Source organism: Pseudoxanthomonas sp. P4_B2, assembly GCF_056402315.1.
Genome location: NZ_JBFUHQ010000009.1, coordinates 78,142 through 101,515 on the forward strand (window position 1 = coordinate 78,142; position 23,374 = coordinate 101,515).

The 23,374-nt window shown below is 63.9% G+C and carries 22 protein-coding genes and 1 pseudogene; 7 read left to right on the forward strand and 16 right to left on the reverse strand.

Annotation, left to right across the window (positions count from 1 at the left end):
- Positions 1-142 precede the first annotated feature (142 nt).
- From AC1DTQ_RS17895 to AC1DTQ_RS17905, 3 genes are all read right to left on the reverse strand, one after another.
- Positions 143-790, reverse strand: a complete 648-nt coding sequence (locus AC1DTQ_RS17895; RefSeq protein WP_477851335.1) for a methylthioribulose 1-phosphate dehydratase — start codon at positions 788-790, stop codon at positions 143-145.
- Positions 791-836: 46 nt separating this feature from the next.
- The gene (locus tag AC1DTQ_RS17900; protein ID WP_477851336.1) at positions 837-2,264 is read right to left on the reverse strand and encodes an amino acid permease; all 1,428 of its coding nucleotides are present in this window, start codon (positions 2,262-2,264) and stop codon (positions 837-839) included.
- A gap of 114 nt (positions 2,265-2,378) precedes the next feature.
- Complete coding sequence (locus tag AC1DTQ_RS17905; RefSeq protein ID WP_477851337.1) at positions 2,379-3,950, reverse strand: amino acid permease; 1,572 nt, start codon at positions 3,948-3,950, stop codon at positions 2,379-2,381.
- A gap of 160 nt (positions 3,951-4,110) precedes the next feature.
- On the opposite strand from AC1DTQ_RS17905, the gene AC1DTQ_RS17910 reads away from it, so the two are divergent.
- Positions 4,111-4,668, forward strand: coding sequence for an NUDIX hydrolase (locus tag AC1DTQ_RS17910; protein ID WP_477851338.1), 558 nt, complete (start codon positions 4,111-4,113; stop codon positions 4,666-4,668).
- 38 nt (positions 4,669-4,706) lie between these two features.
- Here the strand turns inward: AC1DTQ_RS17910 and serA are convergent.
- Positions 4,707-5,945 (reverse strand): annotated as a pseudogene (gene serA / locus AC1DTQ_RS17915) (phosphoglycerate dehydrogenase); the annotation flags it as partial.
- 130 nt (positions 5,946-6,075) lie between these two features.
- Between serA and AC1DTQ_RS17920 the strand changes: the two are divergent.
- The 3 genes from AC1DTQ_RS17920 (at position 6,076) to AC1DTQ_RS17930 (ending at position 9,742) form a co-directional block, all read left to right on the forward strand.
- Entirely contained in the window at positions 6,076-7,464 is a 1,389-nt protein-coding gene (locus AC1DTQ_RS17920; protein ID WP_477851340.1) for an FAD-binding oxidoreductase, read from the forward strand.
- A 140-nt stretch (positions 7,465-7,604) separates the two neighbouring features.
- The gene (locus AC1DTQ_RS17925) at positions 7,605-7,904 is read left to right on the forward strand and encodes a DUF2388 domain-containing protein (RefSeq protein WP_477851341.1); all 300 of its coding nucleotides are present in this window, start codon (positions 7,605-7,607) and stop codon (positions 7,902-7,904) included.
- Positions 7,901-9,742 carry a DUF7844 domain-containing protein gene (locus AC1DTQ_RS17930; RefSeq protein WP_477851342.1) on the forward strand — a complete coding sequence of 614 codons (1,842 nt, stop codon included), beginning with the start codon at positions 7,901-7,903 and terminating at the stop codon, positions 9,740-9,742. Before AC1DTQ_RS17925 ends, AC1DTQ_RS17930 begins: the two co-directional genes overlap by 4 nt.
- A gap of 257 nt (positions 9,743-9,999) precedes the next feature.
- Here the strand turns inward: AC1DTQ_RS17930 and AC1DTQ_RS17935 are convergent, their stop codons facing one another.
- The 10 genes from AC1DTQ_RS17935 to AC1DTQ_RS17980 form a co-directional block, all read right to left on the reverse strand.
- Positions 10,000-10,332 (reverse strand): hypothetical protein, encoded by a 333-nt coding sequence (locus AC1DTQ_RS17935; protein ID WP_477851343.1) that lies wholly within the window; start codon positions 10,330-10,332, stop codon positions 10,000-10,002.
- Positions 10,333-10,351: 19 nt separating this feature from the next.
- On the reverse strand, positions 10,352-10,918 hold the full coding sequence (gene yeiP / locus AC1DTQ_RS17940) for an elongation factor P-like protein YeiP (RefSeq protein WP_477851344.1): 567 nt from the start codon (positions 10,916-10,918) through the stop codon (positions 10,352-10,354).
- Positions 10,919-10,965: 47 nt separating this feature from the next.
- On the reverse strand, positions 10,966-11,736 hold the full coding sequence (locus tag AC1DTQ_RS17945) for an SDR family NAD(P)-dependent oxidoreductase (RefSeq protein ID WP_477851345.1): 771 nt from the start codon (positions 11,734-11,736) through the stop codon (positions 10,966-10,968).
- A gap of 186 nt (positions 11,737-11,922) precedes the next feature.
- Positions 11,923-12,417, reverse strand: a complete 495-nt coding sequence (locus AC1DTQ_RS17950) for a GNAT family N-acetyltransferase (protein WP_477851346.1) — start codon at positions 12,415-12,417, stop codon at positions 11,923-11,925.
- Positions 12,410-15,019 carry a putative bifunctional diguanylate cyclase/phosphodiesterase gene (locus tag AC1DTQ_RS17955; protein ID WP_477851347.1) on the reverse strand — a complete coding sequence of 870 codons (2,610 nt, stop codon included), beginning with the start codon at positions 15,017-15,019 and terminating at the stop codon, positions 12,410-12,412. The genes AC1DTQ_RS17950 and AC1DTQ_RS17955 overlap by 8 nt, the downstream gene beginning before the upstream one ends.
- Positions 15,016-15,945 carry a hydroxymethylglutaryl-CoA lyase gene (locus AC1DTQ_RS17960; RefSeq protein WP_477851348.1) on the reverse strand — a complete coding sequence of 310 codons (930 nt, stop codon included), beginning with the start codon at positions 15,943-15,945 and terminating at the stop codon, positions 15,016-15,018. The genes AC1DTQ_RS17955 and AC1DTQ_RS17960 overlap by 4 nt, the downstream gene beginning before the upstream one ends.
- The gene (locus AC1DTQ_RS17965) at positions 15,942-16,559 is read right to left on the reverse strand and encodes a hypothetical protein (protein ID WP_477851349.1); all 618 of its coding nucleotides are present in this window, start codon (positions 16,557-16,559) and stop codon (positions 15,942-15,944) included. Before AC1DTQ_RS17965 ends, AC1DTQ_RS17960 begins: the two co-directional genes overlap by 4 nt.
- 91 nt (positions 16,560-16,650) lie before the next feature.
- A complete protein-coding gene (locus AC1DTQ_RS17970; RefSeq protein WP_477851350.1) occupies positions 16,651-18,648 on the reverse strand; it encodes an acetyl/propionyl/methylcrotonyl-CoA carboxylase subunit alpha in 1,998 nt (665 codons plus the stop codon).
- A 4-nt stretch (positions 18,649-18,652) separates the two neighbouring features.
- On the reverse strand, positions 18,653-19,045 hold the full coding sequence (locus AC1DTQ_RS17975; protein ID WP_477851352.1) for a VOC family protein: 393 nt from the start codon (positions 19,043-19,045) through the stop codon (positions 18,653-18,655).
- Positions 19,042-19,839, reverse strand: coding sequence for an enoyl-CoA hydratase-related protein (locus AC1DTQ_RS17980; protein WP_477851353.1), 798 nt, complete (start codon positions 19,837-19,839; stop codon positions 19,042-19,044). Before AC1DTQ_RS17980 ends, AC1DTQ_RS17975 begins: the two co-directional genes overlap by 4 nt.
- 108 nt (positions 19,840-19,947) lie before the next feature.
- Here AC1DTQ_RS17980 and AC1DTQ_RS17985 point away from each other — a divergent pair, with 108 nt between their 5' ends.
- From AC1DTQ_RS17985 to AC1DTQ_RS17995, 3 genes are read left to right on the forward strand one after another with little or no spacing between them, the layout of a single operon-like run.
- A complete protein-coding gene (locus AC1DTQ_RS17985) occupies positions 19,948-20,196 on the forward strand; it encodes a FeoA family protein (RefSeq protein ID WP_477851354.1) in 249 nt (82 codons plus the stop codon).
- On the forward strand, positions 20,193-22,055 hold the full coding sequence (feoB, locus tag AC1DTQ_RS17990) for a ferrous iron transporter B (protein WP_477851355.1): 1,863 nt from the start codon (positions 20,193-20,195) through the stop codon (positions 22,053-22,055). Before AC1DTQ_RS17985 ends, feoB begins: the two co-directional genes overlap by 4 nt.
- Positions 22,056-22,059: 4 nt before the next feature.
- Positions 22,060-22,311 (forward strand): DUF6587 family protein, encoded by a 252-nt coding sequence (locus AC1DTQ_RS17995; RefSeq protein WP_477851357.1) that lies wholly within the window; start codon positions 22,060-22,062, stop codon positions 22,309-22,311.
- A gap of 139 nt (positions 22,312-22,450) precedes the next feature.
- On the opposite strand, the gene AC1DTQ_RS18000 is transcribed toward AC1DTQ_RS17995, so the two are convergent.
- Positions 22,451-22,825 (reverse strand): hypothetical protein, encoded by a 375-nt coding sequence (locus tag AC1DTQ_RS18000; protein WP_477851358.1) that lies wholly within the window; start codon positions 22,823-22,825, stop codon positions 22,451-22,453.
- Entirely contained in the window at positions 22,822-23,361 is a 540-nt protein-coding gene (locus AC1DTQ_RS18005; RefSeq protein WP_477851359.1) for a bactofilin family protein, read from the reverse strand. The genes AC1DTQ_RS18000 and AC1DTQ_RS18005 overlap by 4 nt, the downstream gene beginning before the upstream one ends.
- Between the last annotated feature and the right edge of the window lie 13 nt (positions 23,362-23,374).

Here is a 23,374-nt window from a genome sequence, read left to right on the forward strand (position 1 = left end):
CGTGACAGACTTGATGTTCGTAGCAGCGAGCTTTGTGAACGCTACTCGCTTGCTACAAGCTGATCCAATTACTTCTCCGCCAAACCCCTCTCCCGTCGCGCAAGCGCGCCGACCTCTCCCACAAGGGGAGAGGTGGGGTTGTTCACCCCCGACACCCCAGCTTGCGCAGTTCCAGTTCGCAGTGGAACAGGAATTCGAACGCTTCCAGATGCCTGCGCGCTTCGGCCATGTCGCGGCCCCAGGCGTACAGGCCATGGCCGTCGATCAGGTAGCCCCACAGCTGCTTGCGGTCCAGCAGGGCGTCCACCTGGGCGGCCAGGGTGTGCATGTCCTGGGTGTTGGCGAACACGGGCACGTCGATGGTGTCGTCGTGGGTGGTGTTGCCGTGGAAGGCCTTCAGTAGTTCGTAGCCCTCCAGCCGGATATGGCCGGCGCCGGCATACAAGCGCGAGGCGATGGTCTGCACCGGCGAATGGGTGTGCAGGACGCAGCCGATTTCCGGGTAGCGCCGGTAGAGTTGGGTATGCAGCAGGGTTTCGGCGGAAGGGCGGTGTTCGGTGGCCACGCCCTGGCCATCGAAGTCGACCACCATGATGTCGTCGAGCGTAAGCCGGCCCTTGTCGCGCCCCGAAACGGTGATCGCCGCGTGACGCTCGTCCAGGCGTTCGGAGAAATTGCTGCTAGTCGCCGGCGTCCAGCCGGCCTGCGCCAGCTCGCGCACGTTGGCGATGATGTCGCCGGCCAGCCGGCCCAGGAGTTCGACGTCATAGGGGGCGGTTTTTTCGTCCATGCGCACAGTGTACCGCGCGCATGGCGCGCACAAAAAACAAGGCTTGTCAGCGGCCCCGCAAGCGGCTGTGACGGATCCCGTACAGGAAGTAGATCAGCAAGCCGATGGCGGTCCAGACGACCATCAGGAACCAGTTGTGCGCGGTCATCGTGGACAGCAACGCAAAGCAGCTGAAGATGCCTGCCAGGCAGATGCCCCAGGCGAATGGGATCTTGAATGGACGCGGCAAATCGGGCTGGGTGCGGCGCAGGATCAGTACGCCGGCGCAGACCGCCGCGAAGGCGATCAGTGTTCCCATCGAGGTCAGCTCGCCCAGCACATCCAGTGGGAATAGCGCCGCCAGCAGAGCGATGCCTATGCCGGTGATGACGGTGTTGATGTGCGGGGTGCGGTACACGGGATGGATCTTGGTGAACACCGGCGGCAGCAGCCCGTCGCGGCCCATGATCATGAAGATGCGCGGCTGGCCGATGATCATCACCAGGACCACCGAGGACAGACCGATCAAGGCGCCTATTTCGACCACCACCCGCAACCAGCCCAGCTGCGGATGGGCCGCCACCGCGGTCACCACCGGTTCGTCGGTGCCGAGCTGGGTGTAGGGCACCAGGCCGGTCATGATCGCGGCCATGGCGATGTAGAGCACGGTGCAGATCGCCAGCGAGAGCAGCATGCCGATCGGCAGGTCGCGCTGCGGTTTGTGCGATTCCTGTGCCGCCACCGATACCGCCTCGAAACCGATGTAGGCGAAAAACACCAGCGCCGCGCCGCGCAGTACGCCCTCGAATCCGTATTTGCCGGGCCCCTGGTTTTCCGGAATGAAGGGGTGCCAGTTGGCCGGGTCGATGTATTTCCAGCCCGCGAAGATCACCAACAGGATCAGGCCGGTCTTGAGCGCCACCATGGCCATGTTCATGGCCGACGACTTGCGAATGCCGACGTAGCACAGCCAGGTCAGCAGCAGCACGATTCCTGCGGCGGGCAGATTGGCGATCGCCCCGGTGGGCCGCAGCTGGGCGTCCAGCGGCGCGCTGACCAGGGCATGCGGCAGATGGATGTCGAAATGGTCGAGCAGGCTGAGGAAATAGCCGGTCCAGCTGACCGCGACCGCTGAGGCGGAGACGCCGTACTCCAGCACCAGCATCCAGCCGATGAACCAGGCCGCCAATTCGCCAAGGGTGGCGTAGGTGTAGGAATAGGCGCTGCCGGATACCGGCACCATCGCCGCGAATTCGGCGTAAGCCAGAGCGCAGAAGGTGCAACAGATCGCCGCCAGCACGAACGAAAGCATGATCGCCGGGCCTGCATGATCGGCCGCGGCTTGGCCGGTGATGACGAAGATGCCGCCGCCGATGACCGCGCCGATACCCAACGCGGTGAGGCCCCAGGGGCCGAGCGTACGGTGCAGGCTCAGGCTCTCGGCATCGGTGTGCGCCGCATGAGGGTGTTTGGTTGCCCAGAGTTGCTTGAACATCGGATTCATCCCGGTCCGGCGTCGGTGTACCGCCGGGTCTGTGAAGACTGGTCTGGATAGAGAGAGGCCGGCGGGTAGGACCCGCCGGCCTTCATGTGGTGATGCTCGAACCGCTTACGGACCCGGGTCCGGACCTTCGTGGAACGAGGGCGCCGGTTCCAGTTGCGGACCGCCGTGCAGCGGCTTGTGGCCGGGCGCCAATTGGCTGCGGCGGTAACCGTACAGCCGGTACAGGACCAGACCGATTACCGCCCAGACCACGAATACGATCTTGGCCGTCATGGAGAGGTTGACGAACAACAACAGACAACCTAGCACCGCCAACGGACATACCAGCCATGCCATCGGCGTGCGGAACGGGCGCGCGCGGCCGGGTTGTTGCTTACGCAGGATCAATACGCCGATCGATACCATCGCGAAGGCCAGCAGCGTTCCGGAATTCGACGTATCCGCCAGCTTGCCGACGGGGAACAAAGCCGAGCACAGCGCCACCACGACGCCGGTGATGATGGTGATGACATGTGGCGTGTGGAAGCGCGGATGCACCCGGGACAGGACTTCGGGTAACAGACCATCGCGCGACATGGTGAAGAAGATGCGGGTCTGGCCGAACATCATCATCAGAATCACCGACGGCAGCGCTAGGATTGCGGCGATACCGATCCAGTTGCCCAACATCGGGTGGCCGATCAGGCGCAGCACGTGCGCCAGCGGCTCTTTGCTGCAAACCAGCGCTTCGGAACCGACGCAAGCCGCGGCCATGGCCTCGCTGCCCGGGTCCAGTGGCATGCCGTTAGCGCCCAGCATCGGCTGCGCGCCGACCGCGCCCGCGGCGCCATAGCCGACCAGCAGATAGAAAATCGTGCAGATGCCGAGCGAGGCGATCAGGCCGATAGGAATATTGCGATTGGGGTTCTTGGTTTCTTCGGCTGCGGTGGAAACCGCGTCGAAGCCGACATAGGCGAAGAAGATCGACGCCGCGGCGCCCAGCACGCCCACGCCGCCGAGCGGGCTGCCCCAACCACCGGGCAAGAACGGCTCGAAATTGGTGCTCTTCACCGCCGGCAGTGCGATGAAGACGAACATGGTCAACGCAAGGATCTTGATGGCAACCAGGACCGCGTTGACCTTCGCACTTTTGGAAGTGCCGACGATCAGCAGCACGGTCACCGCGAACGAAATGAGGAAAGCCAGCAGATTGAAGCTGCCGCCCGCAAACGGCCCGGAGCGCAGGAACTCCGGCAACGCCAGGGCGCCGGGTTGGACCAGCCCGAACAAATCGCTGTGCGCCAGCAGGCCATTCATGTAGCCGGACCAGCCCACCGAGACCACCGATGCGCCGACGCCGTATTCCAACGCCAGCGCCCAACCCACTACCCAGGCCATCAGTTCGCCGAACACGCCATAGGTGTAGGTATATGCCGAGCCGGAGACCGGGATCATCGAGGCAAGTTCGGCGTAAGCCAGGGCGGCCAGTGCGCACACCACCGCGGCGATGACGAAGGCGATCATCAAGCCCGGCCCCGCCTTCTGGCCGGCTTCGGCAGTGAGTACGAAAATACCGGTGCCGATGACGGCACCGACGCCCAACAGGGTCAGTTGCGTTGCGCCAAGCTGGCGTTTGAGCGATTTGCGCTCGGCGGTTTCAAGAATCTGGTCGAGCGGCTTGACGCGCCAAAAGAGCATTACGGTATCCCCATGTTCGAAGCTGACTGGCTGGACCGCGCCGGTTGGGGCGACGCGGACGGATTTGCCGAACCTTACCCGTCACCTCCTGGTCGCACAAGCGCCGGTATGGCCGCGACGGCGATAATGCGAGCCTGAATGGGGTTGGAGAGCGAGCTGGATGGGCGATTACGAAACGGGTGAACTAACGGACTTGGCGGCGCAATTGGTTCGTTATCGGCAACGATGGCCGGGCGAAGGGAGCGTGGTGGAAGAGTTCCTGGCGCTGCTGGATGATCCGTGCGGTCCTTTCGAACGCAACCGCCTGGCCGGCCATTTCACGGCCGGGGCTTGGCTGGTCAGCGCCGATGGAGCCCGCATCCTGATGACCCATCACCGCAAGCTGGAACGCTGGCTGCAGCTGGGCGGGCATGCCGATGGCGACCGCGACATGGCCCAGGTGGCGCTGAAGGAGGCTGAGGAAGAATCCGGTTTGCCGGGATTGTCAGTTGAGGCCGATGCGATCTTCGACCTGGACCGGCACTGGATTCCCGAACGCAAGGAAGTACCTGGTCACTGGCATTACGACGTGCGCTATGTGGTGCGCGCCGGCAGCGACGAAAATTACTCGATCAGCGACGAATCGCACGATTTGGCCTGGCGGCAGATCACTGAGGTAGCGCAAGAGCCCGACGAATCGCTGAGCCGCATGGCCCGCAAGTGGTTGGATAGGTTGTAGGAGCGACGCGAGTCGCGAAGCCGTGGAGAATTGAATTGATACGAGCCGCGGGTGCGCAGAGTGCCGGGAATGGCCATCAGTGCTTCCTTCAGGTCCACCGCTTGCAGATCGGTGGCCGAAACGTCGATCACCACGTAGCCCACCTTGGCATCGGTGCGCAGGAACTGGCCGTCGATGTTGATGCCGTGCTTGCCGAAGATGTCGTTGATCTGCGACAGGATGCCGGGCACATTGCGATGGATGTGCAGCAGGCGGTGGCTGGCCGCATGCTCGGGCAGCGTCACTTCCGGGAAATTCACCGCGGACAGGGTCGAGCCGTTGTCGCTGTAGCGCACCAGCTTGGCCGCTACTTCTATCCCGATGTTGTCCTGCGCTTCCAGGGTGCTGCCGCCCACATGTGGGGTCAGTATCACGTTGTCCTTGCCGGCCAGCGGCGAAACGAAGGCGTCGTCGTTGCCTTTCGGCTCCACTGGGAACACGTCGACGGCGGCGCCGCCCACCTGGCCCGATTCCAACGCCGCGCTGAGCGCGTCGATGTCTACCACGGTGCCGCGCGAGGCGTTGATCAGGTGTGCGCCGCGCTTCATCTTCGCGATCTGCGTTGCGCCGAACATATCCTTGGTCGCCGGTGTTTCCGGTACGTGCAGGGTGACCACGTCCGAGCGTTCCAGCAGGTCGTCCAGGCTCAGCGAAGAACGCGCATTGCCCAGCGAAAGCTTGGTCTCGATATCGTGGAAGACCACGTTCATGCCGATGGCCTCGGCCAGTACGCCCACCTGGGTGCCGATGTGGCCGTAGCCGACGATTCCCAGTGTCTTGCCGCGCGCCTCATGGCTGCCGGCGGCGGATTTGGACCAGCCGCCGCGATGGCATTCGGCGCTCTTCTGCGGAATGCCGCGCATCAGCATGATCGCCTCGGCGATGACCAACTCGGCCACACTGCGGGTGTTGGAGTAGGGCGCGTTGAACACGGGTATGCCGGCCAATTCCGCCGCGTCCACGTCCACCTGATTGGTGCCGATGCAGAAGCAGCCGATGGCCATCAGCCGCCTCGCATTGGCCAGCACCTCTTCCGTTAGCTGGGTGCGCGAACGGATGCCGACGATATGGGCGTCGGCGATGCGTGCCTTCAGCTCGTCCTCAGGCAGCGATTTGGCATGCACCTCGATCTGCGAATAACCCGCGGCGCGGAAGGTGTCGATGGCGGTCTGGCTGACGCCTTCCAGCAACAGGATGCGGATGTCCTGCTTGGGGTACGAGGTCTTTTTCTTTGACATGCGGGCAGGCAGGCGTCCGACGGCGGGGCGGTCACTATGCCAGAAGGGGCGGGCCTTTGCTGCGCTGCGGAACTGGACGCTGGCGGCCCCGGCTGGCACGCTGTCGGACCCGTTTTCGCATCGGTTTCCCATGAGCGACCCGCGCCTGACCGACCTGTTGCAAGCCATGCCGGCGCTGCGCGTGAAAACCGATCCCGCCGATCTGGAGCACTACGGCCGCGACTGGACCCGGCGCTGGACACCGGCGCCGTTGGCGATCGCGCTGCCGGGTTCCATCGAGGAAGTGCAGGCGGTCGTCCGTTGGGCCTACCGGCATCGGGTTGCGATCGTACCCTCCGGTGGGCGCACAGGCTTGTCCGGCGGCGCGGTGGCAGCGAACGGGGAATTGGTGCTCAGCCTGGAACGAATGAGCCGCGTGCTGGACTTCAACGCGGTCGATCGCACGCTCACCGTGCAGCCGGGAATCGCCCTGGAAGCGGTGCACAACGCCGCACGCGAGCACGGACTGGAGTATCCGGTGGATTTCGCTGCGCGCGGTTCATGCTCCATCGGCGGCAATATCGCCACCAATGCCGGCGGGATCCGTGTGATCCGGTACGGCAACACGCGCGAATGGATAGCCGGCATGAAAGTGGTGACAGGTACCGGCGAATTGCTGGATCTCAACCGGGGCCTGGTCAAGAACTCCAGCGGCTACGACCTGCGCCACCTGATGATCGCTTCGGAAGGCACGCTGGGCATCGTGGTGGAAGCGACCCTGCGCCTGACCGATCCGCCACCGCCCTCCAATGTGATGCTGCTGGCGCTACCTTCGTTCGAGGTGTTGATGCAGGTGTTTTCCGCCTTCCGCGAGAAGCTGCAGTTGGAGGCCTTCGAATTTTTCACCGACCGCGCGCTGCATCACGTGCTGGCGCACGGAGCGCAGAAGCCTTTCGAGGAAACGCATCCGTACTACGTGGTCACCGAGTTCGCCTCCGGCGACGAGACGCAGGAAGCGGCGGCGATGGCCGCGTTCGAAACCTGCATGGACAACGGCTGGGTCAGCGATGGCGTCATCAGCCAGAGCGATGCGCAGGCCGCGCAGTTGTGGCGACTTCGCGAGGGCATCACCGAAAGCCTGGCGCGATATAAGCCGTACAAGAACGACGTGTCGGTGCGCATTTCGGCGATGCCCGCGTTCCTCGAGGAGACCCAGAAGCTGCTGGGCGAGGCTTATCCGCATTTCGATGTGGTCTGGTTCGGACACATCGGCGACGGCAACCTGCACATCAACGTGCTGAAGCCGGACGGCCTGGACGACGCGGAGTTCGTAAGCCAGTGCGAACAGGTGACCAAGCTGCTGGCCGAATCGTTGAAACGCCACGAAGGCAGCATCTCGGCCGAGCACGGTATCGGCCTGGTGAAGAAGGGCTATCTGCAAAGCACGCGCAGTGCGGTCGAGATCGAGATGATGCGGGGCATCAAGCGGGTGCTGGATCCGGAGGGGTTGATGAATCCGGGTAAGCTTTTCGACGCCTGAGAAGCGGTACCGATGTGTCGGAATTTCGCGTTGGAATTTCGGCAAGGTGACGGCGGTTCAGCTCGGGTGGCGAGCGTGCAGGTAATCTTGCATGGCTCGTCTTTCCGGCGGCCTTTTCCCCCACTCTGCGGAATTAAAAGATGATTCGAACGATTCTGATCTGCTCGTTGCTGGCGCTTTCCGCCCCGGTTTTGGCTTCCAGCTTCGCGGGCTCTTCCGCTGGCGCCTCCTCCGCCGGCTCCTCGGCCTCCTCCGGAAGCACCTCCGGCGACGATAAAGTGGTGCTGCGCGCGCGCGATGACGCGGCCAGTTTCGTCGCCAGCGAAGGTCGTATCCGCGGCGCCCGGCTGGAAGCGGCGCTGCGCCAGCTGCGCGAGCGCGATCCGGCCGCGCGCGCGGCCAGCGATATGCAGCTCGCGCAGGCCATCCTGGCTTTGTGAGTCCGCGTCGCGGGCTGGGGTTGTGGCTAGCGTTGTGCATGCTGGCCAGCGCGGGGAATGCGCAGGCCGGACTGCAATTGCTGCCCGAAACCGGGGCGCTGACTTCTAAACAAGCCGCGGCCACCCAGCAACTGCTGGATGCGGCGGTGCAGCGGCTGCCTCCGGCATGGATAACTGCTCTGGATCGCATCCCAGTGGCCTGGCGCGATGATTTGCCCGCGCAGATCCATGGACGCGCTAGGGCGCGACGTTTGCTGTTGAATCGTGCGTTGCTTGACAATTGGATGGCGCGTCCGGCAGGCGCCGGAGCGGATGAACCGGCTACGCGCGCGGCACTGTCGGCCGTAATCCACGAACTCGCGCATTTCTACGATCGCACGACGCAAGGTCGATTGTCGCGCGCACCACGCCTGCTGGACCTGGCTGGTTGGCAGGTGAGTCCCCTGCGATTAGGCTTGCGGACCTCGCATAACGCTTTCAGCGACCGCAGTCCTGATCGTTATGAACTGACTCGGGCATCGGAATTCGTTGCCGTCAACCTCGAGCATTTCCTGCTTGATCCGGACTACGCATGCAGACGGCCGGCTCTGCATCGCTTTTTCTTCGAGCACTTCGACTGGGCGCCTGCGCAGGCCAGTTGCGCGCCAGGGCAGGTGTTCCTGCAGGCCGACGCCGATGACGGTGAGACGGCGCTGCTGCAACTGGATACGTCGCGCGTATACGCGGTGGACTACCTGTTGGCCGAGGCCAACGAGGAGCCCATGAGCCGGTGGGGCCACAGCATGCTGCGCTTGGTGATCTGCGCGCCGGGCCGTCCGCCGGGGCCGGATTGCCGTCTGGATCTGCGTTATCACCGCGTGTTGTCGTTCCGTGCCTTCGTCGACGATGTGCAGATTTCCAGCTGGCGCGGGCTTACCGGTTCTTATCCATCGCGACTGTTCTTATTGCCGCTAGAACAGGTGATCGACGAATACACCAAGATCGAACTGCGCGGCCTGCAGTCGATTCCGTTGCGGTTAGACCGAATGGAGATCGCCAGCCTGCTGGAACGCGCGGCACAATCGCACTGGACCTACGACGGCCGTTACTACTTCCTCAGCAATAACTGCGCGGTGGAAACCTTCAAGCTATTGCACGATGGCGTACCGCGCTTGGCTGGTGAAGCGCTCGCTAGCATCACTCCGACAGGTTTGCTGCGACGATTGAAAAAGGCCGGCGTCGCCGATACCAGCGTGTTGGACGAGCCGAAGGAAGCTGAGCGCATGGGTTTCCGCTTCGCGCCGGCGAGCGCGCATTATCAAGCGATGTTCGAAGTGGCTCGAGCCGGGTTGGCGCTGCCACAGCAACGGGTGCAGGAATGGCTGGAGCTTCCCCCCGTCGAACGCGTGCCCTGGCTGGAACGCGCGGACCTGCGCGCAAGCGCAGCGCTGTTGCTGCTCGAAGAAGCGGCGCTGCGCCAGCAGGAACTATTGGTACGCGACGAACTCAAGCGTCGTTATCTGGGGCAGGGCGGGCGACAGGATGCGGATGGCTTCATCGGGGATACCGCATTGCGGGATTTCTTGCGTCTTGAGGGTTTTCTCAGCCGTCCGGGGACGTTATTGGCGAGCGGCGGTTACGGGCTACCGCAGGCGGACGAGCGCAAAGCGTTGGAGCGGGAAGGCGAAAAGTACACAAAGCAGCTGAAGCAGCAGGGTGTTGCCTTGCATGCCGATGCTCGCCAGTGGCTGTCGCCCGAGCGTAGGTCGATACTGGAGGGAGCCGAAGCCAACATCGCCTTGCTGGGTGAGCGGCTGCGTCGGTTGCACAAGGAGGAGGGCGGACTACAGTTGCAGTAAGCGACGGGTCGCTCAGCGACGTTGAAGTAAAGTGCTTTCTCCTCTCCCCTTGTGGGAGAGGATGCCCGAAGGGCAGGAGAGGGGAGCGCGAGCGAAGCGACGCGTGCTTTTAGGCTTCACCTCACTTGAGATCTCTTCAGCAATTCACTATCGACGGCTCCGGCTCACCCTCTCCCGGCCTTCGGCCACCCTCTCCCATCAAGGGAGAGGGGGAGCAATCCGTGAGCTGTGATGAGAATGGGGAAGCTTTTTCATGGTTACTCTGTATCGGCGTCCATCTCGAATTTGTTCAGAACTCGCGTAATCTCGGCGTCGCCAGCATAGGCGGACCTCAGCTTCCGCAGCTGCCTGTCGTTGCCGGTGCAGGTTTCGTCGATGGATTTTTCGAGGAGCCGGCGACGCTCATTGTCGTAAGGCTCTTCGCCGCGAAAATGCTGGCAGGCGTCATATCGATCGGCGAAGACGCGCACCTCGCGTGGCCATTGGCACCAGTCCGGCCGTGCGACCGGACCTGCGGGTGGCTCGCACAATGAGATCTCCTTCAGGGTCGGGCGCGGATCGTGCGTGGCGCAACCCGCGCACGAGGTCATGACTAGCAGTGCGGCTAGATCAATCCGCACGCCCGCCGAACTCGCCCGTGGTCGTATTCACCAACACGCGCTCGCCGTTGACGATGTATTCCGGGACCATGATCTCCAGGCCGGTGCTGAGCTTGGCCGGCTTGGGGCGCTTGGTGGCGCTACCGCCTTTCAGCTCTGGCGGGGTTTCCACTACTTCAAGGGTCACGTGCTGCGGCAACTGCAGAGCGACGGGTTGATCGTCGATGATCTGCACGTAGCTGCCGATCAGGCCGTCGGCGATGTATCCGGCGTCGTCGCCGATCACGTCGGCGTCGAAGGTATAGGGCGTGTAGTCCTCGTCGTCCAGGAACACGAAGGCGTCGCCGTCCTTGTACGAATACGTGGCTTGGCGGCGCGACATCTCCACTTCCTTCAGTTCGTCGTCCGCGCTCACGCTGAGGTCGTATTTCACCGCGCCCGGCACGCTGTACAGGGTGAAGCGGTATTTGACGTTGCCGCCACGGCCCTGCGGCGAGCTGCGCTCGATGTCGCGTACCTGGTAGACGGTGCCGTTGTGTTCGAAGACGTTGCCTTTCTTGATTTCGTGGGCTTTCATTGTTTTCTATGTCGTTGATTGTTGTCGGGGTGCAGAGGCGCGATGCGTTACTTGGGCGCCAGTCGGACGGCGCCATCCAAGCGGATGGTTTCGCCGTTGAGGTAGCGGTTCTGCACGATGAACGCCACAGTCTCGGCGAATTCTTCCGGTCTGCCCAGGCGCGCCGGAAAAGGAATCGAGGCGCTAAGCGATTTCTGCACTTCCTCGGACATGCCGTCGACCATGGGCGTCCAGAAGATTCCCGGAGCTACCGTCATCACGCGGATGCCGAAACGGGAAAGTTCGCGCGCCATCGGCAAGGTCATGCCGACTACGCCGCCCTTGGATGCCGAATAGGCCGCTTGGCCGATCTGGCCTTCGTACGCGGCCACGCTGGCGGTATTGACGATGACGCCGCGCTCGCCGTCTTCACCCGCGGCGTTGTGCTGCATCAGGTTGGCGGCGGCCTTGGCCACGTTGAAGCTGCCGACCAGATTGACCATCACGGTCGCCTGGAAATTCGACAACGGCATCGGCGCTTCTTTTCCCAGCACGCGCCCGGCACCGAGGATGCCGGCGCAGTTGATAGCGGCATTCAGTCCGCCCAGGAATTCTCCGGCGGCGGCGATATTGGCCGCTACTCCGGCCTCGTCGGTGACATCGGTGCGGAAGTAACGCGCGTTGCTTTCGCCCAGCTCCGCGATGGCCTCTGCACCCTTGCCATCGTTGACATCGAACAAGGCGACTTTGCCGCCCTGGGCAACCAGTCGCCGGGCGACGGCAAGACCCAGGCCGGAAACGCCGCCGGTAATGACGGCGCGGGTATCGGAAAGCTGCATGGAAGAGCCAGATTCGGGAAAACCGGCATTTTACGCGATAGCGGTGTTTCCTTCTCCCTCCGGGAGAAGGTGGCGCGTAGCGACGGATGAGGGAGGGAGAATGACTAGACGACGAACCTTCACTATGGCCTGAAAGTCCATTCCCTCATCCGCCCTTCGGGCACCTTCTCCCGAGGGGAGAAGGGATCAAAGGTTGAGAAGGTAGAACGCGTTGCAACCGCCATGACCCGTGGCGCCCAGCGGCGCATCCAGCCGGCGGAACCCCGTGCGTTCGTACAGGCGCTTGGCAGCATCCATGCCGCGCAGGGTTTCCAGGTAGCACTGCCGGAAACCGAACTCGCGTGCGGCTCGCAGGCAACGGTCCATCATCGCCGCACCCGCGCCAATGCCGCGGGCTTCGGGCAAGAAGTACATCTTGCGCAGTTCGCAAGTACCCTCATCGCCGCCGGCCAGCGGCGCGACCCCGCCGCCGCCGATGACCTCGCCATCGCGTTCGACGACGAAGTAGGCCGAGCGCGGTTCCGCATAGGCACGGCTCATCCAATCCACTTCGGGGTCGTTGATGGCGAAGCCGCTGCCGGTAGCGCCGAATTCCGGCATCACCGTGCGGATGATGCTGGCCATCGTCGCGTCGTCTTTTGTTTCGATAGTACGCAATAGATACGGTGCGGCTTCAGGCATTGGAAACGCGTTCCTCTGGCGATCTCAGGCGGCTGGCGAATTCATCCGGCGACAATCCGGGCGCGAACAGAAAGCCCTGGCCCACGGGCACGCCCAGCTGCAGCAGGAATTGACGCTGCGCCTCCGATTCCACGCCTTCGGCTACCAGCGCCAGGCCTAGGCTGCGCGCGATCGCCGAGACTGCTTGGCAGACCGCCACATCGGAACGGTTGTTGGGCACGCCCTCGGTGAACAGCTGGCTGAGCTTGAGACCATGGATGGGCAGGCGGCGCAAATAGTTGAGCGCGCTGTAGCCTTCGCCGAAATCGTCGATGGTCAGCACTACGCCCAACTCGCGTAATTCGGCGAAAGTCTTGAGCGTGGCCGGGGCGTCTTCGATCAGCACGCGTTCGGTGAATTCCAGTTCCAGTGCGGAGCCGGGAAGGTCGTATTCGGCCAATACCGCACGCACGTTCTCTGCCAGCTCGTCGCCGGCGAACTGGCGATAGGAAACGTTGACCGCCACGCGCACGATGCCCAGACCCTGGTCGTGCCATTCGCGGACCTGCCGGCAGGCTTCGCGCAGCACCCAGCTGCCGATGCGCACGATATCGCCCGTGGTTTCGGCGTGACTGATGAAAAGATCTGGACGTAGTTCGCCCAGTTGGTGGTTCTGCCAGCGGATCAGCGCTTCGGCGGCGACGATGTGGCCGCGCCGAAGGTCGACCTGCGGCTGGTAGACCAGCCGGAATTCCTCGTTGTCCACCGCCCGCCGCAGCTGCGTTTCGATCTGCAGGCGGTCCTGCTGCCGGCGCGCGAGTTCCGGAGTGAACGCCTGCCACGCGTTGCGCGCGCGATGCTTGCTGTCGTACATGGCGATGTCGGCGTTCTGGATCAGCTGCTGCGGGCGCAGCCCGTCGTCGGGCGCGCGCGCGATGCCGATGCTGGCGGTGATGGCGAACTCGTCCTTGCCGAAGCGAAAGGAGTCGGCGAACGCGCCAAGCACCGCATCGGCCAGGCGTTCGGGTTGCGCCGGATCGCCACTGGCGTCGCAGACCACCAGGAACTCGTCACCGCCGAAGCGCGCCACCAGGCCTTCGGTGCCTACCGCGGCGAGGATGCGGGCGGCGGCCTGCATCAGCAGTTCGTCGCCTGCGCTATGGCCAAGCACGTCGTTGACGGTCTTGAAACGATCCAGGTCGATGTACAGCAGGGCGACCTGCGCATGCACGGGATCGATCAGGCGCGTGCCCAGTTCGTTGAGCACGGCATCGCGATTCATCAGTCCGGTCAGCGGATCGGTGCGCGCCTGGATGCGCAGAGTCTCCTCGGCGCGCTTGTCCAGCGAGATGTCCTGCAGCGTTCCGGTGATGCGGGAAGCGGTGGGGTCGCTGGCTTCGGCTTCGCCGATGACGCGGATCCAGAACGGATGTCCATCCAGACGGCTGCCCTGCAGTTCCAGGTCGAAACCGCCGCCGGTCTCCACCACATTCTCCATCGCGGTGCGAAAGCGCCGTCGGTCCGGTTCGCGCAGGCTGGCCAACATGGCTTCGACGTTGTCGGGGGTCTGCGCCGGTCCGAGAATGCGTATGGCTTCTTCGGTCAGGTAGACCCTATCGCGGCCGGCATCCCACTCCCACCCGCCGATATGGGCCAACGACTGGGCGCGATCGAACAACGCGCTGTCCCGCTTGAGGGCGGTCACGTCGCTGAAAAGAGAAGTGACCTGGGCCGGCTTGCTGCCGCCCGGCGCGAACTGCGGCACCGAGGTGACCGTGAGCCAAAGCAACTGCTTGTGTTCGCGGTGGTACAGCCCCAGCAGCATGCTTTCGATGACCTGGCCGGTGGCCAGAGCGCGATGCGCCGGCAGCGCGTCGCTGGTCATTTCATGGCCGTGCTCGTCGACGATCCGCCAATGCTCTAGGTTGAGATCGTTGGTGCGCTTGCTTTCGCCAACGCCGAAAATGCGCATGGCCGCGCGATTGGCGTAAACGATCTCGCGCGCCTGGTTCTGCACCACGATGCCTTTGTCTATGACCTCCATCAGCTCGCGGTAGCGCAGTTCCGCTTCGTGCCGCTTGCTCAGGTCGCGGGCCACCGCCACCAGACTCTTGCGCCCATCGAAGACGAAGTTGGCCGAATGCACTTCCACCGGAAAACGGGTGCCGTCGCCACGCATGTTGGTGACTTCGATCACGTAGCTATCGCCGCGGTTGAGGCTTTCCCAAACCGGGTCCATGTGATCGTGCGGCAATTCCGGATTGAGGACGTTGATGTTCTGGCCGATGATCTCCTCGCGCTGCCGCTTGTAGGCGGCCATGCCCGCCTTGTTGAGATCCAGTACGGTGCCGTCCTCGGCCAGGATGCTGACCGGATCGGGAACTGCGTCGAACAAGGCGCGGTAACGCAGCAACGCCCAGTCTTTTTGCGTGGTGGTTACGCGCAGCAGTTCCAGCGCCTGTTTCATCAGCTGGCGGGTTTCGTCGTCCAGCGAGGCGTCGTCACTCGCCTGGCGCAAAGACTCCAGCAGCCTGGCCGCATCCTCATGCAAGGCCTCGCTGGAAAGGAAGCCCGCTGCGCCAGCGTCAGGCGAATACAGATCCGCTGGCGGTGTCCCATTCATTCGGCGGACAAGGCTCTCGCCCTCGCCACCTTGCTGCCCGTGTCTCGGCCCAGCAGTGCGGATAGCCACAAACCGGTCTCGCTCAACCGATCCAGGTCTATTCCGGTTTCGACGCCCAGGCCGTGCAGCAGATAGACCACATCTTCGCTGGCGACATTGCCGCTGGCTCCCTTCGCGTAGGGACAGCCGCCAGTGCCCGACACCGCCGAATCCACTACGGCCACCCCTTCTTCCAGGCAGGCCAGGATATTGGCCAGCGCCTGTCCGTAGGTGTCGTGGAAATGCACCGCTAGCGCGGGCATCGGGACTTCGTTGGCGACGGCCTTGAGCATTGCGCGGGCCTGATGGGGAGTACCTATCCCGATGGTATCGCCCAGCGAGATTTCGTAACAGCCCAGCGCATGTAGGCGCGCCGCGACCCGGACCACATCCGCCACTGGCACCTTTCCCTGGTAGGGGCAGCCCAGCACGGTGGAGACGTAGCCGCGCACCTTCACTCCGTCGACGCGGGCGCGCTCCAGTACCGGGCGGAAGCGCTCGATGGATTCGTCGATGCTGGCGTTGATGTTCTTCTGGTTGAAGGCTTCCGAAGCGGCGGTGAACACGGCCACTTCCTGCGCTCCGACTTCGCGCGCGCGTTCGTAGCCTTTTTCGTTGGGCACTAGCACCGGATAGGAAATACCCGGCATGCGGTCAATGGCGCCGAAGACTTCGGCCGCATCGGCCAGCTGCGGGATCCACTTGGGGCTGACGAAGCTGGTGGCTTCGATGCTGCGCAACCCGGTCCGCGACAGGCGATCGATCAGTTCGATCTTGTCGGCGGTGGCGATAATGGTTTTTTCGTTCTGCAGACCGTCGCGCGGGCCGACTTCGACGATGCGGACGAGATTTGTTACGGCGTGATCTGTTACAGCGTGCGCGGTCATCGAGCGCGCTCCGCGGCGGCCCGCTTCATCTTCATCGGCGGCGAATCGCTTTTTTCGAAAAGTTCGGGGTGGCCGAGCAGGACGTCGCGCAAAGTCGCCTCGTCGCCGGGGATCAGATAATTGAACTGGTCGAGCGCCGTTGCGCTCAGGCGGCGTTGCTCGATCATTTTCTTGACGGTGTCGGGATCCACCGTGGCCAGGGTCAGTACATCGCCTTCGATGCGGTACCTGACCAGGGTAACGGCGGTGGAGGGCAGTTTCGTCTCCTGCGCCAGACCGGCCGATCCTCTTGCGAATAGCCGGGCGACGCTTTCCTCGTTCAGGACGAAGTAGTGTTCACCGCCGAGTTCGAAGCCGGAAACCTCGATCTCGGCCTTGCTTGCCGGGTTATTGCCGACCTGGCTCATCGAGACCGTCGCATGGCATCGCGCGTCGACCAGGGCGTAGTCCTCTGCTGTCTGCTTCGCCGCTTCCTCAGGAGTGTTGGCGATCGGCAGCCAGCGACCCTCGAGACGCGCATCGCACGCAAGCGGAGCGGGGGCCCGCTCGAATACCACGCAGCCGCTCAGCCAGAGCGGTAGCAACAGCAACACAGATCGTAGGGGTTTGCTCATGGTCGGCATGGTTCCTGACTGATGCAAACGCAAAAAGCCGGCAACGCAGGACTGCTGGCGAGCGGATCGAAGCTGATGGTCCGGAAAGCCATTATTGCGGTTCCAGTGTGGCAAGCACCGAATCGGCCTCCACGAAATCGCCCGCCGCGGCGCGCAGTTCGGCCACGACGCCGTCGCGCGGCGACTTGATCGCCAGCTCCATCTTCATCGCTTCGATCACCAGCAGTTCCTGGCCGGCAGCGACTGCTTCGCCGGGTTTGGCCTTGATCATGACCACGCGGCCCGGCATCGGCGCGACGATGCGGCCATCGTTGCCGGAAACGGAGGCGTTTTTCGGCCGGTAGGCCGATACCAGCGCAAGATCCAGGCGTTTGTCGCCGTCATGCACGCTGACCCTGTGCGGATCGATACGAACCAGGAACCGACGAGCCTGCGATTCCAGGCGCAGGCTCAGTTCGCCCGCGCACAGTTGCGCGCCAGCGACCGCATGGATGCGATCGACGGATTCGATGCTGTATTCGCCATCGGCGCCGTGGGCCACCAAGCCCAGCTCCTCGCCCCGATGCAGGAAGGCCAGAGGACGGCGGCCCGCATGCCCCAGGCGCCATCCGTCCGCGATCGCCCAGGGAGAGCTGTTGTCGCCGGAAAGCGCGGCGGCTTCGCGGGCGTCGGCTTCCTGCATCAGCAAGGTCGCTGTCGCTGCGGCCAGCAAGAGGGAAGGGTCCACGGCATGCGCCGGCATGAACTCATCGAGATGCCGATCCAGATAGCCCGTATCGATGCTGCCCTCCACGATGGACGGGTGGCGCACCAGTTGTTCGAGGAATTCGATATTGGATTTCGGCCCCACGATCTCGCATTGGGACAACGCATCGCGCAAGCGGGCGAGGGCGGCAGGACGATCCTGATCCCAAACGATCAGCTTGGCGATCATCGGGTCGTAGAAGATGCTGACGGTATCGCCTTGCACTACGCCCGAGTCGATGCGCACTTGCGGAGAGGGCGTGGGCAGGACCAGTTTTTCGAGCCTGCCGGAACCGGGCAAAAAACCCGCTTCCGGATCTTCCGCATACAGCCGCACTTCGATGGCGTGGCCATGCTGCGGTACCTGTTGCTGGGTGATCGGCAACGCATCGCCCGCGGCGACGCGCAGTTGCCATTCCACCAGGTCCAGGCCGGTGGTCAGTTCGGTGACCGGGTGCTCCACCTGCAGGCGGGTGTTGATCTCCATGAAGTAGAACGCGCCGCCCGGGTCGACGATGAATTCCACTGTTCCCGCATTCACATAATCTATGGTGTGCGCCGCCTTGACCGCCGCGTCGCCCATCGCAGCGCGCAGTTCCGGGGTCAGGAACACGGAGGGAGATTCTTCCAGCACCTTTTGGTAGCGGCGCTGAGCGGAGCATTCGCGCTCGTTGAGATGGAGAGTGTTGCCGTGCGCATCGCCGAAGACTTGGATCTCGATATGCCGCGGCGATTGCACGTAGCGTTCCAGCAGCACGCGGTCGCGACCGAAGGCGTTGCTGGCTTCGCGCTGGCAGCTTTCCAACTGGGCGATGAATTCGTCCAGCCGATGCACGATGCGCATGCCTTTGCCGCCGCCGCCGTGGGCGGCCTTGATCATCAGCGGAAAACCGATCCGCGCCGCTTCACGCGAGAGTACGTTGGGCGACTGGTCTTCGCCGGTATAGCCAGGCACCACCGGCACGCCGGCCGCCATCATCAGATCCTTGGCGCCGGCCTTGCTGCCCATCTTGCGCATGGAGGCGGCTTTGGGCCCGATGAAGGCGATGCCCGCATTCTCCACGGCTTCGGCGAAGTCGGCGTTCTCGGACAGGAAACCGTAGCCGGGATGGATCGCCTGCGCTCCGCTGCGCTTGGCGACTTCGAGGATCGCATCGCCGCGCAGGTAGCTCTCCGCTGGGCGGGGGCCGCCGATCGGATACGCCTCGTCGGCCTGGCGCACGTGCTGGGCATCGGCATCGGCTTCGGAGTAGACCGCGACCGTGCGGATGCCCAACCGGCGGCAGGTGCGGATCACACGGCGGGCGATTTCGCCGCGGTTGGCGATGAGGATCTTGGAAAACATCAATTCATTCCGGCAAATGGCACACCGCCTCGACATTGTGGCCGTCGGGGTCGGTGATGAATGCGCCGTAGTAGTTGGGGTGGTAGTGGGCGCGCAGGCCCGGCGCGCCGTTGTCGCGGCCTCCCGCGGCAAGGCCGGCGGCGTGGAAGGCGTCCACCTTGCCGCGGCTGTCGGTAACGAAGGCGATATGGGTATGCGCCGCAACGTCGCGAGCGTCGCTGCCGATCCAGAAACTAGGCTTGCCGTCGCGTCCGAAGCCGGCCGCCCAGGTGCCGTCGCCGGTCTGCTCGGGCGTGACTTCCATCAGCAGCGTTGCGCCGATGGTGGCGAACAATTGTTCGTAGAACGCTTTGCTGCGCGCGTAGTCCGAGACCGGAATGCCGGTGTGGTCGATCATCGTTTCTCTTCCTTGTTTGCCCATGAGGGAGTTCGCTTATCGAGGAAGGCGGACAGGCCTTCCTGTCCTTCCGGTGAAACGCGCAAGCCTGCGATCAACGCGGCGTTGGCCTGGTCCTGCGCTTCGCCATCCGACGTCGCTATGACGCGGGCGATCAGCGATTTCGCGCCAGCGGCGGCCAACGGACCGGCTTTCAGCAGTAAATCGATCTGGCGCTGCACGGCCGAATCCAGCTGTTCCGTCGCCACCACCTGGTGCAGTAGCCCTATCTGCAACGCGGTCTGCGCGTCGAATATCTCCGCAGTGGCGAACCAGCGTCGCGCCTGGCGCGCGCCGATGGCGGCGATGACGTAAGGCGAGATCACCGCCGGCAGCAAACCGAGTTTGCTTTCGGTCAGGCCGAACTTCGCCTCGGGCACGCCGATGGCGATGTCGCAACAGGCGACCAGGCCGACGCCGCCGCCGAAGGCTGCGCCATGCACGCGGGCAAGGGTGGGTTTGGGCAGTTCGTCCAGCGTCCTCATCAGGCGGGCGAGGGCCAGCGAGTCCCGGCGGTTCTCCGCTTCGCTGGCGGCGGCCATGCCGCGCATCCAGTTGAGGTCGGCGCCGGCGGAGAACGAAGCCCCGGCGCCTTCCACCACCACCACGCGAACGCTGCCGTCCGCTCCGGCCGTAGCCAGGGCAGCGGTCAGCTCGGCGATCAATTCGGCGTCGAAGGCGTTGTGCAGGGCTGGCCTGTTCAATCGCAGGCGCAGGACGCCGCCTTCCTGTTGCTGTTCCAGCATTCCCGGCATCACAACCCTTCCCAGCGGCGAGGCTGAATGATAGCCGGTCGGTCAGGCCAGGCGTTCGTGTGCTGTAGCGGTGATAGAATGAGAATAATTCGTATTTGAGAGCGTTTCGTGACGCTGAACGACCTGCCCCGACGCACCCCTGCCATTGTCGAATCCGTGAACGACCAGAGCCCAAATGACAACATCGCCCGCCGCCTGCGCGAGCTGGGTTTTGTCGCCGGCGAGCAGGTGGAAATCGTGGCCGAGGGACCGATGGGCGGCGAACCGCTGCTGGTCCAGGTGGGGTTCACCCGTTTCGCGCTGCGCCGCACCGAGGCCTTGCGCGTGCAACTGCGCAGCGCGGAGATGCCGACATGAACGCTGTCGCCCTGCCTCCGCGCCTGGCCCTGGTCGGCAGCCCCAACTGCGGCAAAACCGCGTTGTTCAACCAGCTCACTGGTAGCCGCCAGAAGGTCGCCAATTACGCTGGCGTCACTGTGGAACGCAAGGAAGGCCGCCTGCACAGCGCCGCCAGCGGACGCAGCTACGCCGTGCTGGATCTACCCGGCGCCTACAGCCTGCACGCGGCCAGCCTGGACGAGGCCATCACCCGCGACCTATGCCGCGGCTTCCTGCCCGGCGAACCGGCGCCTGACGTGCTGGTTTGCGTGGTCGATGCCACCAACCTGCGCCTGCACCTGCGCTTCGCGCTGGAAGTGCGCGAGCTGGGCAAGCCGATGATCCTGGCGGTGAACATGGCCGACGTCGCGCGCCGGCGCGGCGTCACCGTCGACCTGGAGGTGCTGGAACGCGAATTGGGCGTGCCGGTGGTGGAAACCGTGGCGGTCAAACGTAACGGCGCCAAGGCCCTGATTGAACAGATCGACCGCCTGGCCGCCGAACCGCACGCACCGCACCAGCAACTGGCCCAGGGCGCCGACCTGCACCGGGAAACCCGCCGCCTGCTCTCCATTGCGGTGAGCATGCCCACGCGCACCGCCAGAGTGGACGATGCGCTGGATCGGTGGCTGTTGCATCCAGTACTCGGTCTGCTGGCGCTGTCGGTGGTGATGTTCCTTATCTTCCAGGCGGTCTATGCCTGGGCCACGCCGATGATGGACGCCATCGACGCAGCTACCGCCTGGCTAGGCGCGACCGTGGGCACTGCGCTGCCGCCCGGGCCACTCAATAGTTTGCTGGTTAAGGGCATCATCGCCGGCTTGGGCGGGGTGATCGTGTTCCTGCCGCAGATCCTGATTCTGTTCGCCTTCATCCTGGCGCTGGAGGAGTCCGGCTATTTGCCCCGCGCGGCCTTCCTGCTCGATCGGATGATGGCTTCAGCCGGTTTGTCGGGGCGTTCCTTCATCCCGCTGTTGTCGAGCTTCGCTTGCGCCATTCCCGGGATCATGGCCACACGCTCCATCCAGGACCCGCGTGACCGCCTAGCCACGATCCTGGTGGCGCCCTTGATGACCTGCTCAGCGCGCCTGCCGGTGTATGCGCTGCTGATCGGCGCCTTCATTCCACAAAAACAAGTCTGGGGTGTGTTCAACCAGCAGGGGCTGGTGCTGTTCGGTCTGTACTTCGCCGGCGTATTCAGCGCGCTGATCGTGTCGTGGGTGATGAAGAAATGGCGCCGCGACAAGAGCGAACATCCGCTGTTGCTGGAACTGCCTTCCTATCGCATTCCGCACCCGCGGGATTTGCTGATCGGCCTGTGGGAGCGCGCCTGGATCTTCCTGCGCCGCGTCGGCGGCATCATCCTGGCGCTGACCATCCTGTTGTGGTTCCTGCTGTCGTTCCCCGGTGCGCCCGTCGATGCGACCATGCCGGCGATCGACTACAGTTTCGCCGGCCGCATCGGCCATGCGATGACCGCGATCTTCGCGCCGATCGGCTTCAACTGGCAGATCTGCATCGCGCTGATACCGGGCATGGCCGCGCGCGAAGTGGCGGTGTCTTCGCTGGCCACCGTATACGCGCTGTCCGCCGCAAACGACGAAGCGGCCGCGCAGGCGCTGACCCCGCTGATTTCCGATGGTTGGTCGCTGGCGACCGCGCTATCGCTGCTGGTCTGGTTCATCTATGCGCCGATGTGCATCTCGACCTTGGCCACGATCAAGCGCGAGACCAATTCGTGGAAGAAGATGTCCTTCGCCACGATCTATCTGTTCGCGTTGGCTTATGGCGCGTCGTTCGTGACCTATCAGGTCGCTGTGTTGCTGGGGGCAGGGTGAGCGCATGACCGCTTCGCTACTCCTGCAGTATTTGGTCATTGCCCTGGCGGTGTTGCTGAGCGCGTGGGTGGTGGCGAAGAAACAGTTCCCGGGCAGCGTGCGCAAGCTGCGAGTGGCTCTGGCGTTGCCGCTGTTGCGTGAAGGCAGGCCGCCGTGGATGCGCACGATCGGTCTGCGTGTCTCGCCGGTCGCGCAAGCCGGCGATGCGGCTTGCGGTGGTTGCGACAACTGCGGGCCCAGCACGCCCAAGCATTGATCAGGTGCGGAGTTGGGACGACGTAGGAGCGACGTAAGTCGCGACTGAAATCGCAGATTTAGAAACTTATTTCGCGACTTACGTTGCTCGACTTACGTCGCTCTTACATAGCCCTTACACAGCCTATGCACTCATGATGCTAGTGGCTCCTGCCGCGCGATCCCTTAAGGTCGTTGCGCGGAACCGCTTCGACCGCCAGGGTGAAACTGCGCTCCTCGTTCACCTGCATCGCCCCCACGCCGACCACGTGGCGCGCGATCTCATCGCCACGGTCGTTCTTGATGGTCAGCACCACGGTGTATTCCCATGGACCGCCATCGGGCGGATGCCGCACCGTCCCCTGCACGCGCAGGGGAACGATGGTGTCGGCGGCACGCTTGGCGGTGACCGCCGCTTCGTCGAAGCGCAGGTGATGCTTGCACGCCGGGCAGACGCTCGCGCTCTCCAGGATGGTGGTCTTGCAGTGCGGGCAACTGCGCGTCGCGCCGGCAGTGCCCGGGCGCGGCGTGCTCATGAAGCGGCGTCTTTCTCCGCGTCCTTGGAACCGCTGGATTTGGATGCGGTCGCCACCTTGCTGTCGTCCCAGCCGAAGTCCGCCTGACCACGCATGCGCGATCCTGCAGCCACGGTCAGCGATCCGGCCTTGAGATCGCCGATGATCACGCCCGAGCTCAACAACTCAACGCGCGAAGCGGCTTCTATATTGCCTTCCAGTTCGCCGGCGATGGTGACCTTCTTAGCGCGCACGCCGCCATTCAACTTGGCGCCGGTTTCTATGGTCAGGTCGCCCTGCACGTTGACGTCGCCCTTGAACTTACCGGCGATACGGACATGGCCGGTGCCTTCGATCTTGCCTTCGATGGTCAGGTCGGCGGCGATCAGCGATTCCTTCGGCTCACGCTCATTGGTCGCTGCGGGCACGGCACGCGGGGGAGCGGTGGTCGTGGGAGAAAAATCGGCAGCGGCCGGCGCGTCGCGAAGAGGCGCAGGTTCGGGCGGCGGCGGGATCGAATCCTTTCGAGTGGAGTTCTGATCCTTCCAAATAGACATCGGCGTGGTCTCC

What these genes read in the sequence shown, in the direction of transcription:
- AC1DTQ_RS17895 (WP_477851335.1), bottom strand. Translation starts at nt 790, where the DNA reads ATGGACGAAAAAACCGCCCCCTATGACGTCGAACTCCTGGGCCGGCTG.
- AC1DTQ_RS17900 (WP_477851336.1), bottom strand. Translation starts at nt 2,264, where the DNA reads ATGTTCAAGCAACTCTGGGCAACCAAACACCCTCATGCGGCGCACACC.
- AC1DTQ_RS17905 (WP_477851337.1), bottom strand. Translation starts at nt 3,950, where the DNA reads ATGCTCTTTTGGCGCGTCAAGCCGCTCGACCAGATTCTTGAAACCGCC.
- AC1DTQ_RS17910 (WP_477851338.1), top strand. Translation starts at nt 4,111, where the DNA reads ATGGGCGATTACGAAACGGGTGAACTAACGGACTTGGCGGCGCAATTG.
- AC1DTQ_RS17920 (WP_477851340.1), top strand. Translation starts at nt 6,076, where the DNA reads ATGAGCGACCCGCGCCTGACCGACCTGTTGCAAGCCATGCCGGCGCTG.
- AC1DTQ_RS17925 (WP_477851341.1), top strand. Translation starts at nt 7,605, where the DNA reads ATGATTCGAACGATTCTGATCTGCTCGTTGCTGGCGCTTTCCGCCCCG.
- AC1DTQ_RS17935 (WP_477851343.1), bottom strand. Translation starts at nt 10,332, where the DNA reads ATGACCTCGTGCGCGGGTTGCGCCACGCACGATCCGCGCCCGACCCTG.
- yeiP (WP_477851344.1), bottom strand. Translation starts at nt 10,918, where the DNA reads ATGAAAGCCCACGAAATCAAGAAAGGCAACGTCTTCGAACACAACGGC.
- AC1DTQ_RS17945 (WP_477851345.1), bottom strand. Translation starts at nt 11,736, where the DNA reads ATGCAGCTTTCCGATACCCGCGCCGTCATTACCGGCGGCGTTTCCGGC.
- AC1DTQ_RS17950 (WP_477851346.1), bottom strand. Translation starts at nt 12,417, where the DNA reads ATGCCTGAAGCCGCACCGTATCTATTGCGTACTATCGAAACAAAAGAC.
- AC1DTQ_RS17955 (WP_477851347.1), bottom strand. Translation starts at nt 15,019, where the DNA reads ATGAATGGGACACCGCCAGCGGATCTGTATTCGCCTGACGCTGGCGCA.
- AC1DTQ_RS17960 (WP_477851348.1), bottom strand. Translation starts at nt 15,945, where the DNA reads ATGACCGCGCACGCTGTAACAGATCACGCCGTAACAAATCTCGTCCGC.
- AC1DTQ_RS17965 (WP_477851349.1), bottom strand. Translation starts at nt 16,559, where the DNA reads ATGAGCAAACCCCTACGATCTGTGTTGCTGTTGCTACCGCTCTGGCTG.
- AC1DTQ_RS17970 (WP_477851350.1), bottom strand. Translation starts at nt 18,648, where the DNA reads ATGTTTTCCAAGATCCTCATCGCCAACCGCGGCGAAATCGCCCGCCGT.
- AC1DTQ_RS17975 (WP_477851352.1), bottom strand. Translation starts at nt 19,045, where the DNA reads ATGATCGACCACACCGGCATTCCGGTCTCGGACTACGCGCGCAGCAAA.
- AC1DTQ_RS17980 (WP_477851353.1), bottom strand. Translation starts at nt 19,839, where the DNA reads ATGCCGGGAATGCTGGAACAGCAACAGGAAGGCGGCGTCCTGCGCCTG.
- feoB (WP_477851355.1), top strand. Translation starts at nt 20,193, where the DNA reads ATGAACGCTGTCGCCCTGCCTCCGCGCCTGGCCCTGGTCGGCAGCCCC.
- AC1DTQ_RS17995 (WP_477851357.1), top strand. Translation starts at nt 22,060, where the DNA reads ATGACCGCTTCGCTACTCCTGCAGTATTTGGTCATTGCCCTGGCGGTG.
- AC1DTQ_RS18000 (WP_477851358.1), bottom strand. Translation starts at nt 22,825, where the DNA reads ATGAGCACGCCGCGCCCGGGCACTGCCGGCGCGACGCGCAGTTGCCCG.
- AC1DTQ_RS18005 (WP_477851359.1), bottom strand. Translation starts at nt 23,361, where the DNA reads ATGTCTATTTGGAAGGATCAGAACTCCACTCGAAAGGATTCGATCCCG.